The 13153-nt window shown below is 71.7% G+C and carries 11 protein-coding genes and 1 pseudogene; 8 read left to right on the forward strand and 4 right to left on the reverse strand.

All coding sequences use genetic code 11. From position 1 onward, the window contains the following. Positions 1-23: 23 nt before the first annotated feature. Both D9753_RS27695 and D9753_RS27700 read right to left on the reverse strand, forming a co-directional pair. Positions 24-1421, reverse strand: coding sequence for a metallopeptidase TldD-related protein (locus D9753_RS27695; protein WP_121789483.1), 1398 nt, complete (start codon positions 1419-1421; stop codon positions 24-26). Continuing rightward, complete coding sequence (locus tag D9753_RS27700; protein ID WP_121791321.1) at positions 1418-2941, reverse strand: TldD/PmbA family protein; 1524 nt, start codon at positions 2939-2941, stop codon at positions 1418-1420. Before D9753_RS27700 ends, D9753_RS27695 begins: the two co-directional genes overlap by 4 nt. A 248-nt stretch (positions 2942-3189) precedes the next feature. Between D9753_RS27700 and fabG the strand changes: the two genes are divergently transcribed. The 3 genes from fabG (at position 3190) to D9753_RS27715 (ending at position 5194) form a co-directional block, all read left to right on the forward strand. Beyond that, the gene (gene fabG, locus D9753_RS27705) at positions 3190-3909 is read left to right on the forward strand and encodes a 3-oxoacyl-[acyl-carrier-protein] reductase (protein ID WP_121789484.1); all 720 of its coding nucleotides are present in this window, start codon (positions 3190-3192) and stop codon (positions 3907-3909) included. A 5-nt stretch (positions 3910-3914) separates the two neighbouring features. Then, entirely contained in the window at positions 3915-4682 is a 768-nt protein-coding gene (fabI, locus tag D9753_RS27710) for an enoyl-ACP reductase FabI (protein ID WP_121789485.1), read from the forward strand. A 161-nt stretch (positions 4683-4843) separates the two neighbouring features. After that, entirely contained in the window at positions 4844-5194 is a 351-nt protein-coding gene (locus tag D9753_RS27715) for a hypothetical protein (RefSeq protein ID WP_121789486.1), read from the forward strand. Here D9753_RS27715 and D9753_RS27720 read toward each other — a convergent pair. Continuing rightward, positions 5172-5864, reverse strand: a complete 693-nt coding sequence (locus tag D9753_RS27720; RefSeq protein ID WP_121789487.1) for a FadR/GntR family transcriptional regulator — start codon at positions 5862-5864, stop codon at positions 5172-5174. The genes D9753_RS27715 and D9753_RS27720 overlap by 23 nt on opposite strands. A 124-nt stretch (positions 5865-5988) precedes the next feature. On the opposite strand from D9753_RS27720, the gene D9753_RS27725 reads away from it, so the two are divergent. The 4 genes and pseudogenes from D9753_RS27725 to D9753_RS27735 all read left to right on the forward strand — a co-directional run bounded on the left by D9753_RS27725 (position 5989) and on the right by D9753_RS27735 (position 8497). After that, positions 5989-7263: a CynX/NimT family MFS transporter gene (locus tag D9753_RS27725; RefSeq protein ID WP_121789488.1), complete on the forward strand. Its 1275-nt coding sequence runs from the start codon at positions 5989-5991 to the stop codon at positions 7261-7263. A 55-nt stretch (positions 7264-7318) separates the two neighbouring features. Then, entirely contained in the window at positions 7319-7438 is a 120-nt protein-coding gene (locus D9753_RS38760) for an SGM_5486 family transporter-associated protein (protein WP_276209447.1), read from the forward strand. 263 nt (positions 7439-7701) lie between these two features. Continuing rightward, positions 7702-7903, forward strand: a pseudogene (locus tag D9753_RS27730) (hypothetical protein). Positions 7904-7978: 75 nt separating this feature from the next. Next, positions 7979-8497 carry a SixA phosphatase family protein gene (locus tag D9753_RS27735; protein ID WP_121789490.1) on the forward strand — a complete coding sequence of 173 codons (519 nt, stop codon included), beginning with the start codon at positions 7979-7981 and terminating at the stop codon, positions 8495-8497. Positions 8498-8641: 144 nt separating this feature from the next. Here D9753_RS27735 and serB read toward each other — a convergent pair whose 3' ends face one another. After that, the gene (serB, locus tag D9753_RS27740; protein WP_121789491.1) at positions 8642-9865 is read right to left on the reverse strand and encodes a phosphoserine phosphatase SerB; all 1224 of its coding nucleotides are present in this window, start codon (positions 9863-9865) and stop codon (positions 8642-8644) included. Between the two features lie 634 nt (positions 9866-10499). Between serB and D9753_RS27745 the strand changes: the two genes are divergently transcribed. Beyond that, a complete protein-coding gene (locus D9753_RS27745; protein ID WP_240468301.1) occupies positions 10500-13100 on the forward strand; it encodes an FHA domain-containing protein in 2601 nt (866 codons plus the stop codon). Positions 13101-13153 lie beyond the last annotated feature (53 nt).

Here is a 13153-nt window from a genome sequence, read left to right on the forward strand (position 1 = left end):
TCGGGTGACAGCCGCCTACGAGGTTATACGCCCTGACTGACAGAGCTCATGTTGAAATCGGGGACGCGCAGCGGGGGCATCGCGGTGCGCGTGAACCAGTCGCTCCACTCGCGCGGCAGCGTCTTCCCGGTCCGCCCGGCCTCCGTGGCCCGGCCGAGCAGGTCCACCGGCGACTCGTTGAACCGGAAGTTGTTGACCTGCCCGGTCACCTCGCCGTTCTCCACGAGGTAGACGCCGTCCCGGGTCAGGCCGGTCAGCAGCAGCGTCGCCGGGTCGACCTCGCGGATGTACCACAGGCACGTCAGCAGCAGGCAGGGCCCGCGCGTGTCCGCGACCATCTCCTCCAGGGAGCGGTCCTGCCCGCCGTCCAGGATCAGGTTCCCCAGCGCCGGGGCGACCGGCAGCCCGGTCAGGCCCGCACTGTGCCGGGTGGTGGTCAGCCGCGTGAGCACGCCGTCGCTGATCCACTCGGTGGCGCGGACCGGCAGCCCGTTGTCGAACACGGAGCGGTCGCCGCCGGAGGAGTGCGCGACCACGAAGGGCGAGCACTCCAGGCCCGGCTCGTCCGGGTCGCTGCGCAGGGTCAGCGGCAGCGCGCCCAGCTTCTCGCCGACCCGCGTGCCCCCGCCGGGCCGGGAGAACACCGTCCGCCCCTCGGCCGCGTCCCGGCCCGACGCCGACCAGAGCTGGTAGATCAGCAGATCAGCGACCGCGGTCGGCGGCAGCAGGGTCTCGTAGCGGCCCGCGGGCAGTTCGACCCGCCGCTCGGCCCAGCCGAGCCGTACGGCCAGCTCGGCGTCCAGCGCCCCGGGGTCGACGTCCTTGAAGTCCCGCGTTGACCGGCCGGTCCATGCCGAGCGCGTACGGTCCGGCGACTTGGCGTTCATCTCCAGCGTGCCGCTGGGCTGGTCGTGCCGCAGCCGCAGCCCGGTGGACGTGCCGAGGTACGTCGACACCAGCTCGTGGCTGGCGAAGCCGTACAGCTCCCGGCCGCCCGCAGGCGCGCGTGCGAAGGCCTCGCCGAGCGCCGGGGCGAAGTCGGCGAACACGGCGGAGGAGGTCTCCGCGGGCGCCTGAGTGAAGTCCGGGGACAGCGGCACCCCGACGACCAGCGGCTGCGCGTCCTCGGCGGGCCCGGCACCGCGCGCGGCGGCCTCCGCGGCCCGCACCAGCGGCTCCAGCTCCTCGGGGGTGACCGCCGACCGGGACACGACACCGGAGGCGGTGCCCTCCCGGCCGTTCACCGTCGCGATCACGGTGAGCGTACGGCCCCGCGTGACGCCGTTGGTGGTGAGCGCGTTGCCCGCCCAGCGCAGGTTGGCGGTGGAGTGCTCGTCGGCGATGACGACGCAGCCGTCGGCGCGGGACAGCGCGAGGGCCTGCTCGACGATCTCGTGCGGCTTGGTGGTACGGGCGCTCATCGACCGGCCTCCTGCGTGGTGTTGAGGATGTTCACTGCCCGGAACAGGGCGGAGGGGCAGCCGTGGGACACGGCGGCCACCTGGCCCGGCTGGGCCTTGCCGCAGTTGAAGGCGCCACCGAGGACGTACGTCTGCGGACCGCCCACGGCGGCCATGGACCCCCAGAAGTCGGTGGTCGTCGCCTGGTAGGCCACGTCCTTGAGCTGCCCGGTGATCCGCCCGTTCTCGATCCGGAAGAAGCGCTGCCCGGTGAACTGGAAGTTGTACCGCTGCATGTCGATCGACCAGGACCGGTCGCCGACCACGTAGATGCCCCGGTCGACGCCCCCGATCAGGTCCTCCGTGGACAGCCCGGCCGGGTCCGGTCGCAGTGACACGTTGGCCATGCGCTGCACCGGCACGTGATCGGGCGAGTCGGCGAACGCGCATCCGTTGGACCGCTCGAACCCGGTCAGCCGCGCGATCCGCCGGTCGAGCTGGTAGCCCACCAGCGTGCCGTCCCGCACCAGGTCCCAGGACTGCGCCTCGACGCCCTCGTCGTCGTAGCCGATGGTCGCGAGGCCGTGCTCGGCGGTGCGGTCGCCGGTGACGTTCATCAGCTCGGAGCCGTACCTGAGCTTGCCGAGCTGGTCGAAGGTGGCGAAGGAGGTGCCGGCGTAGGCGGCCTCGTAACCGAGGGCGCGGTCCAGCTCGGTGGCGTGGCCGATGGATTCGTGGATGGTCAGCCACAGGTTGGACGGGTCGACGACCAGGTCGTACAGGCCGGGTTCCACGCTCGGCGCCCGCATCTTCTCGGCCAGCAGCCCGGGCATCCGCTCCAGCTCGGCGTCCCAGTCCCAGCCGCAGCCGGTCAGGTACTCCCAGCCGCGGCCCGCCGGGGGCGCGAGGGTGCGCATGGAGTCGAACTCGCCGCTCGACCCGTCGACGGACACGGCCGTCAGCGCGGGGTGCAGCCGCACCCGCTGCTGGGTCGTCACGGTCCCGGCGGTGTCGGCGTAGAACTTGTTCTCGTGCACGGTGAGCAGGGAGGCGTCGACATGGTCGACGCCGTTCGCGGCCAGCAGGCGCCCGCTCCACTCGGCCAGCAGCGCGGCCTTCTCCTCGTCCGGCACCGAGAACGGGTCGATCTCGTAGGACGAGATCCACGTCCGGTCGGCGTGCACCGGCTCGTCGGCCAGTTCGACCCGTTCCCGCGACCCGGCCGCCCTGATCACCTCCGCCGAGAGCTTGGCCATCGCGACCGCCTGGGAGGCGACGCGCGCGGCGGCGTCCATGGTCAGGTCCACCCCGGACGCGAAGCCCCACGTACCCCCGTGCACCACCCGGACCGCGTACCCGAGGTCGGTGGTGTCCGACGTCCCGGCGGGCCTGGCGTCCCGCAGCCGCCAGGACGCGCTGCGCACCCGCTCGAACCGGAAGTCCGCGTGCTCGGCCCCCAGCGCACGCGCGCGGGCCAGCGCGGCGTCGGCGAGGGCCCGTAGGGGAAGCGCCGTGAAGGCTTCGTCGATGGAATGAGGCACGGAGGTCTCCCTGCTGTCGTGGCCTGTCGTCCCGATCATGTCGTGCGAGCGGTCCGGCGGACCACACGTTCGGGTGGCCGGACCGGTCGAATCTGTAGGGACCCGACAGTGACACCCCCGAGCCACTGTCGGTGCCCGAATGTCCGCGCGGGAATGCGGACCGATAGGTTTCTGGTGAAGCCGCCTGTCATTGAGGTGTCCGGGCGGATTGTCGGACTGCATCAGACCGCTATCGAAAGGGTGATCCGTTGAGCCGCTCGGTTCTCGTCACCGGAGGCAACCGGGGCATCGGCCTCGCCATCGCCCGCGCATTCGCCGACGCCGGCGACAAGGTCGCGATCACGTACCGCTCGGGTGAGCCGCCGGCCGCCCTGACGGAATTGGGCTGCCTGGCCGTCAAGTGCGACATCACCGACCCGGAGCAGGTGGAGCAGGCCTACAAGGAGATCGAGGACCGGCACGGTCCGGTCGAGGTCCTGATCGCCAACGCCGGTGTCACCAAGGACCAGCTACTGATGCGCATGTCCGAGGAGGACTTCACCTCGGTCATCGACACCAACCTCACCGGCACCTTCCGGGTCGTCAAGCGCGCCAACCGCGGCATGCTGCGCGCCAAGAAGGGCCGGGTCGTCCTGATCTCGTCCGTGGTCGGCCTCCTCGGCTCGGCGGGCCAGGCGAACTACGCCGCCTCCAAGGCCGCCCTGGTCGGCTTCGCGCGTTCCCTCGCCCGCGAGCTGGGCTCGCGCAACCTCACCTTCAACGTCGTCGCGCCCGGCTTCGTCGACACCGACATGACGAAGGCGCTCTCCGACGAGCAGCGCAAGAACATCGTCTCTCAGGTGCCGCTCGGCCGTTACGCGCAGCCGGAGGAGATCGCCGCGACGGTGCGGTTCCTCGCCTCGGACGACGCCTCGTACATCACTGGAGCCGTCATTCCCGTTGACGGCGGACTGGGAATGGGTCACTGATCACCATGAGCGGAATTCTCGAGGGCAAGCGCATCCTGGTCACGGGTGTGCTGATGGAGTCCTCCATCGCCTTCCACGTCGCCAGGCTCGCCCAGGAGCAGGGCGCCGAGATCATCCTGACCGCGTTCCCGCGGCCCACGCTGACCGAGCGCATCGCCAAGAAGCTGCCGAAGCCCGCCAAGGTCATCGAGCTGGACGTGACGAACGAGGAGCACCTCGCGCGCCTGGCCGACGTCGTCGGCGAGGAGCTGGGCGGCCTCGACGGCATCGTCCACTCCATCGGCTTCGCCCCGCAGGACGCGCTCGGCGGCAACTTCCTGAACACGCCGTTCGAATCGGTCGCCACCGCCATGCACGTCTCGGCGTTCTCCCTTAAGTCGCTGACCACGGCCTGCCTGCCGCTGATGCAGAACGGCGGCTCGGTCGTCGGCCTCACCTTCGACGCCCAGTACGCCTGGCCGCAGTACGACTGGATGGGCCCGGCAAAGGCCGCCCTGGAGGCCACCAGCCGCTACATGGCGCGCGACCTCGGCAAGCAGAACATCCGCTGCAACCTCATCTCGGCGGGTCCGATCGGCTCCATGGCCGCCAAGTCCATCCCGGGCTTCAGCGACCTGGCCGCCGTGTGGGACACCCGCTCCCCGCTGGAGTGGGACCTGAAGGACCCCGAGCCGGCCGGCCGCGGTGTCGTCGCCCTGCTGAGCGACTGGTTCCCGAAGACCACGGGCGAGATCATCCACGTCGACGGCGGTCTGCACGCCATCGGCGCCTGACCTCGCCGGGCCTCACCGACGCCCCGTTCCCCGCCGTCACGAGCGGGGAACGGGGCGTCACCCGTTCGGCTCACCCGCCGGGCCGCCCCGGACGCGGCGGCGCACCCTGGATTACGCCGTCCCCCCAGGTCCCTCCGCAGCCCGGCCGAGGAGGTCCCCTTGTGCGCCTGTCCCGCAGCCTCGCCCCGGTGACCGTGGCCCTGGCCCTCGTGCTGTCCCTGCCGTACGACGCGCTTCCGCACGCGCGCGTGAGCGACGGGAAACCGCCCGCGCCGAGCCGGTTCGGCGCCGCCTGCCGGACGGCCGTCCGGGGCTCCCGCGTGGTGGCCTACTGCCACAACCCGTACGTCGACATCGATCGCGTACGACTGCACATCGAGTGCGCCCGCTGGTGGGACATCGACACCGACAGCGCCCCGGTGGACGCCGGGCCCGCCCTGACCGTACGGCTCACCGGCCGGTGCTGGAAGGAGGTCCGTACCGTCTGGGTCAGCCACCAGAAGGCGCGGTGAACCGGCCCGGACGGCACAGGAACGGATAGCTCGCGGCCTCCGCCGCCGCCGACTCCGCGTCCCCCGCGCGGATCGCGTCCATCAGCCGCGTGTGGTCCATGCGCGTGTCGGGAGTCAGCTCCGCGCCGACGTCCGCGCGCAGCCAGTCCCGCAGCACCTCGCCCAGGTCCGCGTACATCGCGGTCATCACGTCGTTGTGGGAGGCGGCCACCACGGCCAGGTGGAACGTGGCGTCGGCCGTCACGAAGGCCTCCGTGTCGCCGGTCTCCCAGGTCTCGTCGCGCCGCGCCAGCAGCGCGTCCAACTGCTTGAGGTCCTTCTCGGTGCGCCGCTCGGCGGCCAGCTTGGCGGCGGCCGACTCCAGCGTGGAACGCAGCTCGGCGATGTGCCGCGGGTCGGCGCCGGCGAACCGGCGGTGCATCACGCCGGCCAGCTCGCTCGTCGCGACGACGTACGTGCCCGAACCCTGACGGATGTCCAGCAGACCGTTGTGCGCCAGCGCGCGGACGGCCTCGCGGACGGTGTTGCGGGCGACGCCGAGCTGCTCGACCAGTTCCGGCTCCGTCGGGATGCGCGAGCCGACCGGCCACTCGCCGGAGGTGATCTGGTTCCGCAGTTCGGCGATGACCTGCTCGGACAGCGCCGAACGACGGGGGTGGCTCAAGGGCATGGCACACCTTCGCACGCGAGGCCCGGGCACGGAGGTCCCGGGGATGGACAACCAATCATCCCATGATTCTATGATGGACTGCATGGCTAGTGAGGAAACCCGGACAGCGGACACCCGTACGGCGATGTCACCGACCGAACGCGGTACGGCCGACCAGGCGCGCCCGCGCGGGACGACCCCCGGCGCGGCCCGCAGGCGCGCGTGGGCGGCGCGGCTGGTCGTCGTCGGCATCGTGCTCTCCGCGCTCAACCTCCGGCCGGCCATCACGAGCCTCGGCGCACTCCTGGAGGAGGTCCGCGACGGTCTCGGCATGAGCGGCAGCGTGGCCGGCCTGCTCACCTCCGTGCCCCCGCTGTGCTTCGCCGTCTTCGGCGTCACCGCCCCCCGCCTGGCCCGCCGCTTCGGACCGGCCGCCGTGGTGTGCGCCGGCATGGCCGCCATCACCGCCGGCCTGCTCATACGGCCGTACGCCGGGAACACCGCCGGATTCCTGGCCGGCAGCGCCCTCGCCCTGATGGGTATCGCCGTCAGCAACGTCCTCATGCCGGTCATCGTCAAGCGCTGGTTCCCCGACCGCGTCGGCTCCATGACCGGCCTGTACTCGATGGCCCTCGCCCTCGGCACCTCCCTCGCCGCAGCGGTCACCGTCCCCCTGACCGACGCCCTCGGCGGCCACTGGCAGCCCGGGCTCGCCGTGTGGGCGACCATCGCCGCCGTCGCCGTCCTGCCCTGGCTGCCGCTCGTCCGCGACCGCGGCGCGGCCCCGGCCGGGGAACACCGCGAGACGCCGCCGGAGCCGGCGCGGGCCGCACCGCTGCGGATCTCCCGCAGCCGCACCGCCTGGGCCCTCGCCGTCTTCTTCGGCCTCCAGGCCACCGCCGCCTACATCACCATGGGCTGGATGCCGCAGATCTTCCGGGACGCCGGTGTCCCGGCCGGCACCGCGGGCGTGCTCCTCGCCGTCACCATGGTGATGGGCGTACCGCTGGCCTTCGTCATCCCGCGCGTCGCCGCGCGGCTGCCCCACCAGGGGCCGATCGTGCTTTTCCTGGGTGTCTGCGGGCTCGCCGGACACGCCGGGCTGTACCTCGCCCCGGCCGGTGGCGCCTGGGCCTGGGCGGTCCTCCTCGGCGTCTCCAACTGCGCCTTCCCGCTGGCACTGACGATGGTCGGCATGCGGGCCCGCAGCGGTCCGGGCGTGGCCCAGTTGTCCGCGTTCGCGCAGAGCACCGGCTACCTGATCTCGATCCCCGGTCCGCTGCTGGTCGGCGTCCTGTACCAGCAGAGCGGCGGCTGGGGCCTGCCGATCGCCCTCATGGCGGGCCTCATGGTGCCGCAGATGGTGGTGGGCTTCCTGGCGGGCCGCGACCGTACGGTGGAGGAGGAGGCGGCGCGCTGACCCGCGCGGGCGCCCCGGCGGCCCGATGCGGGCGGCGAGGTGCGAGACTGGGCCCATGCAGCCTGTGCTCGACCCGAACCCGCAGAACGGCCAGAAGAAGATGCTGCTCGTCTTCGGCTCGTTCTTCGCCATCTTCGTGATCATCGCCATCATCGCGATCATCGCGTCTCCCTGACCGACCGCCCGGCCCCGCAGACCGCCACGCTCCCGGCCGGCCGCCTCTTCCGGCGAACGGCCGCTGTCCCGCGGCGGTCCGCCGCCTCGTCCGGAGCCGCTTTCCGCGGCGGACGGTGGGATGGCACCACCATCCCCTAGGGGGCCAGGGTCAGGGGCAACTGGGTGAAGTTCCGGATGGGTTGGCGGCCCCGGAGTCCGTAGCTTGGAGAGGTGACCGCACCCGGCGGTGACGGAACCGCTCGAGGATCCACGGAGGCGATCATGCCGACCCGCACCCACTCCCGGCCCCACCCGGCCGTCCCGGGCCGCGTCGACACCAGGCTGCCCTGGTGGGCGCTCGCCCTGCCCGCCCTGGCGTTCCTCTCCCTGCTGGTACTGAACCCGTCGGACGCCCACGCGGCCGGCGGTGCCCCGGCCACAGCGCGCCCTCCTGGAGCACGCTCACCGGCTCCTCGCGCGCTGACGGAGTCCCTCACGCGGTGAATCCGCATGTCAACTCCCTGAGCCGGGTGGCCTGTTTCATGCGAAGCTGGATTCCATGAGCGTCGCAGAACCCCGCAGGATCGCCCTCTTCCGGCACGCGAAGGCCGACTGGCCCCAGGTCTCCGACCACGAGCGCCCGCTCGCCGAGCGGGGCCGCCAGGACGCCGCAGTCGCCGGACGCAAGCTGGCCGACACCGGTCTCACCTTCGACCTGGCCCTGTGCTCCACGGCGACCCGGACCCGCGAGACCTGGAAGCTCGCCGTCCACGAGCTGTCGCACCGGCCGAGGACGGTCTACGAGGAGCGGGTGTACGACGCCTCGCCCGGCGAGCTGATCGCCGTGCTCGACGAGATCTCGGACGACGTGCGGAACGTGATCCTGATCGGCCACAACCCGGGCGTGCACGGCCTGGCCGAGATCCTGGCCGGCGCGGCCGAGGGCGACGTCCGGGAACGGATGAACCGCCGTGGCTTCCCCACCGCCGGGTTCGCCCTGCTGACCTTCGACGGCCCGTGGAAGAGCGTGGAGCCGGGCGTGGCCACCCTCACGGACTACTGGGCGCCCTCCGAGTGACCCCGCCCGGTCGCCGCCGGCAGGGTCGCCGCCGGCAGGTGAGCCGCGACTGACCCGGTACGCCGGAGGGCCGGCACCGCACCGGGTGCCGAGCCCTCCGGCAGGCGTTCCCGACCGGGCCGGGCCGGGGATGGGGACGGGGGCTCAGTCCTCGTCGTGGGTGTCGGCCGCCTCGACCTCGTCGCGGGTGATGCCGAGGAGATACAGGACCGTGTCGAGGAAGGGGACGTTCACCGCCGTGTGCGCGGCCTCGCGCACCACGGGCTTTGCGTTGAAGGCCACGCCCAGCCCCGCCGCGTTCAGCATGTCCAGGTCGTTGGCGCCGTCACCGATCGCCACGGTCTGCGACAGCGGCACCCCGGCTTCCGCGGCGAACCGGCGCAGCAGCCGCGCCTTGCCCGCCCGGTCCACGATCTCGCCGACGACCCGGCCGGTCAGCTTCCCGTCGACGATCTCCAGCGTGTTGGCCTGCGCGAAGTCCAGCCCGAGCCGCTCCTTCAGATCGTCCGTGACCTGGGTGAAGCCGCCGGAGACCACGCCGACCTGGTAGCCGAGCCGCTTCAGGGTGCGGATCAGCGTGCGCGCGCCCGGCGTCAGCCGGACCTCTTGGCGCACCTTCTCCACCACCGACGCGTCCAGCCCCTCCAGCAGCGCCACGCGCGCGTGCAGCGACTGCTCGAAGTCCAGCTCCCCGCGCATCGCCGCCGCCGTCACCTCGGCGACCCGGTCCTCGCAGCCCGCGTGGGCGGCGAACAGCTCGATGACCTCGTCCTGGATCAGGGTCGAGTCCACGTCCATGACCACCAGCCGCTGGGCCCGCCGGTGCAGGCCCGCCGAGACGACCGCTATGTCGACACCCAGTGCCGCCGCGTCGGAGACCAGGGCCGTGCGCAGCGGCTCGGTCTCCACACCGGACACCGCGAACTCCACGGCCGTGACCGGGATTTTGGCGAGCCGGAAGATACGGTCGATGTTGCCGCCGGCCTTGGCGATCCGGGCGGCGATCGCGGCCGTCGACTCGGCGGTCAGCGGGTGGCCGAGCACGGTCACCAGGGAGCGTCCGAGGCCGCGCGGGCGGTTGTCGCCGTGCCCGGAGATGATCTCCGCCTGCATCTTCATCGACTCGGCCCAGGTGTGCACGGTGGCCCGCAGGTCGCCCTCCAGGCCGGCCGGGGGCTGCGTCACCAGCGCGCAGAGCACCAGGCGGCCCCGGGTGACGACCTGCTCGATGTCGACCACGTCGACGAGGTAGGCGGCAAGGGTGTCGAAGAGGCCGGCCGTGATGCCGGGCCTGTCCTTGCCGAATATCTTGACGAGGAGGGTGGGCACCTCGGGGGTCTGCGAAGCGGGGATCTGCGAAGCGCTCATGGTGTCACCACCGTATCCGGCACCCCGTGCCTCTTGCCGTCGAGGTCCGCCTGACGGACACGGAACAACAGGTGGAGGGCCGGTGTCGACCAGCTTGCCACCGAAAGCCGGCGCCGCCCTGCGCACGCGCTGCCGGCCCCGCCTCCCCCACGAGGATCGCACGGCCGGTACAGAACGGCAGATCCAGGCGACGAGGGCCCGCGGGGCGGCGGGGCGCGGCGCCCCGATGACCCGGAGCAGGAGCAGGAGCAGGGCCAGCGACAGGGATGGGGCCAGGGCCAGGGTCACCGTGTTCGCGTACCCGCGGAGTTCGGCCGGTGCGGTCACAACTCCGGCCGGACGTACGGGTCGTAGGCGGAACCGCGACAGCGGCAGGGCGCCGGCCCGCTTCACCGCGAGTGGCGTGAACCCGATGCAGCAGTGGCCCTCGACGCCTTGTGGTCCGGGGGCACCAACGGCCGCCGTACTAGGGCCCGGGCCGGATCGGGGGCGATCCGAAGCGCGTACCGACATCCTTGGCAAGGCCCGGATTTCGGTCAGAGGGCCGAGCCTGAAATAGTTCCCCACGATGTTCGACATCCCTAGACTCCCCGCGACGGGGGCAAATTCGGGGGACAACTCAGTGGGGCATGGAGTGCCGGAACTCGTACTCGAAACAAACGGACGTACCTGGACGCTCGATCCGTCCAGGACCTACACCCTCGGACGCGATCCGCAGGGAGACATCGTCTTCGACGACGCCAGGGTGTCCTGGCGGCACGCCACGGTCAGCTTCGACGGCCGCGGCTGGGCCGTCGAGGACCATGGCAGCACCAACGGCACGTTCGTGCAGGGCCGACGGATCCAGCACATGGAGATCGGCCCCGGCGCGTCGCTGCACCTGGGCAACGCGACCGACGGACCGCGGCTGAACCTGTCCGTGGCCGCCGCGCCGGCCGGCGACCCGGCGCAGCAGCCGCAGTCGGCGCCCTACGCGGCGTCCGGCGCGTCCGGCTGGCCCCAGCAGGCGCCCACACACCAGCAGCCCGACCCGCACCAGGCGCCCGCGTACCAGGCGTCCGTCCCGCACCAGGCGCCCGCGCACCCGCAGGCCCCGGGGCCGGAGTGGCAGCAGGCGCCCGCGTTCCCGCAGCAGCAGGGCGGGCCCGCCGAGCAGTACGCGCAGAAGACGCCCGGTGGTGGCGCGGGGGCGCCGCCGGTCCACGGCGACCGCAGCCCGACCACGTTCCACGAGTTCGCCCTCGGCCGCGTGATGCGCATCGGCCGTGCCCTGGAGAACGACCTGGTCGTCTCCGACCTCCAGGTCTCCCGCAACCACGCGGAGTTCCACGCCACACCCGACGGCCGCTTCGAGATCCGCGACCTCGGCTCGCACAACGGCACGTACGTCAACGGCCAGCCGATCGCCAAGGGCGGCAGCGCGCTGCTCGGCCCGACCGACATCGTCGGTGTCGGTCACTCGGCCTTCCGCATCGTCGGCGACCGCCTCGAGGAGTTCGTCGACACCGGTGCGGTCTCCTTCTCCGCGCGCCACCTGACCGTCACGGTCGACGGCGGCAAGCAGATCCTGAAGGACGTCTCCTTCGGCGTACCGGAGAAGTCGCTGGTCGCGGTGATCGGCCCTTCCGGCTCCGGCAAGTCGACCCTGCTCAAGGCGCTCACCGGCTACCGGCCCGCCAACCAGGGCGAGGTCCTCTACGACAACCGGGACCTGTACAAGCAGTTCGCCGAGCTGCGCCAGCGCATCGGTCTGGTCCCGCAGGACGACATCCTGCACAAGGAGCTGACCGTCAGGAAGGCCCTGAAGTACGCGGCCAAGCTGCGCTTCCCGGCCGACACCACCGCGCAGGAGCGCAACGCCCGCATCGACGAGGTGCTGCGCGAGCTGAAGCTCGACATCCACAAGGACAAGAAGGTCACCTCGCTCTCCGGTGGCCAGCGCAAGCGCGTGTCGGTGGCCCTGGAGCTGCTCACCAAGCCGTCGCTGATCTTCCTGGACGAGCCGACCTCCGGTCTCGACCCGGGCATGGACCGTGACGTCATGCAGTTGCTGCGCGGCCTCGCCGACGACGGCCGCACGGTCCTCGTCGTCACGCACTCCGTGGCCGAGCTGGCCCTGTGCGACAAGCTGCTGGTGATGGCGCCGGGCGGTGCGGTCGCCTACTTCGGTCCGCCGGAGGAGGCGCTGAACTTCTTCGGCTACGACAGCTGGGCCGACGTCTTCTCCGCCTTCGAGAACTACCGCGACTACGACTGGGCGGGCCGCTGGAAGGGCTCGCAGCACTACCAGATGTACGCGGCGGACCTCGACTCGGTCGCACCGCAGTCCGCACCCGTGCCGGTGCCCCAGGCGATCAGGCCGCCCAAGCCGCAGGGCTGGGGCTCCCAGCTCATGACCCTGATCCGGCGCTATGTGTCGGTCATCGCCTCCGACAAGGGCTTCCTGGCGCTGACGGTGATCCTGCCGGCGGTCCTCGGCGCGGTCAGTCTGCTGATCGACCACAGCCGCGGTCTGCTGGTCAACGAGGCGATCAACCCGAGGACCGGCACGCACGTCCCGAACGGCACGGCCACCACCGTCCTGCTGATCCTCGCCGTCGGCGCGTGCTTCGCGGGTGCCGCGAACTCGGTCCGTGAGCTGATCAAGGAACGGGTGATCTACGAGCGGGAGCGCGCGACGGGTCTGTCCCGCTCGGCGTACCTGATGTCGAAGGTGGTCGTGCTCGGTGCCGTCACCGTGCTCCAGGGCCTGATGGTCGGTGTGATCGGCTTCGCCAGCCGGGAGATCCCCGCGAAGGGGCTCGTCCTCGGCGGCTCGACGCTGCTGGAGCTGTGCCTGCCGATCATGGCGCTGGGCTTCACCTCGATGATGGTCGGCCTGGTGATCTCCTCGCTGGTGAAGACCGCCGAGAAGACCATGCCGCTGCTCGTCATGTTCGCGATCATCCAGGTCGTCTTCACCGGCTGTCTGTTCGCGCTGCACGGCACGCTCGGCGTCAACGAGTTCTCGTACCTGATGCCGTCGCGCTGGGCGGTGGCCGCGGCCGGTACCACGCTGGACTTCAACAACATCGCCCCGAACACCGACGACCCCGGCAGCACCGACCCGCTGTGGGACCACTCGGCCGCGGCCTGGGGCCTGGACATGGTCGCGCTGATCGCGCTCGGTGTGGCCTGCGGCTTCTTCGTGGCCCGCTTCCTGCGCCGCCACGAGCCGGAGGTCATGCGCAAGTAACCGCACCCGTACGACACGCGCGAGCGTTCCGTGCCCGTACGACACCGAAGGGC

Origin of the sequence: Streptomyces dangxiongensis (assembly GCF_003675325.1) — a bacterium.
Classification (GTDB): domain Bacteria; phylum Actinomycetota; class Actinomycetes; order Streptomycetales; family Streptomycetaceae; genus Streptomyces; species Streptomyces dangxiongensis.

Excerpts from the sequence above, each read along its gene's own strand:
- D9753_RS27695 (WP_121789483.1), bottom strand. The coding sequence starts at position 1,421 with ATGAGCGCCCGTACCACCAAGCCGCACGAGATCGTCGAGCAGGCCCTC.
- fabI (WP_121789485.1), top strand. The coding sequence starts at position 3,915 with ATGAGCGGAATTCTCGAGGGCAAGCGCATCCTGGTCACGGGTGTGCTG.
- D9753_RS27720 (WP_121789487.1), bottom strand. The coding sequence starts at position 5,864 with ATGCCCTTGAGCCACCCCCGTCGTTCGGCGCTGTCCGAGCAGGTCATC.
- D9753_RS27725 (WP_121789488.1), top strand. The coding sequence starts at position 5,989 with ATGTCACCGACCGAACGCGGTACGGCCGACCAGGCGCGCCCGCGCGGG.
- D9753_RS38760 (WP_276209447.1), top strand. The coding sequence starts at position 7,319 with ATGCAGCCTGTGCTCGACCCGAACCCGCAGAACGGCCAGAAGAAGATG.
- D9753_RS27735 (WP_121789490.1), top strand. The coding sequence starts at position 7,979 with ATGAGCGTCGCAGAACCCCGCAGGATCGCCCTCTTCCGGCACGCGAAG.
- serB (WP_121789491.1), bottom strand. The coding sequence starts at position 9,865 with ATGAGCGCTTCGCAGATCCCCGCTTCGCAGACCCCCGAGGTGCCCACC.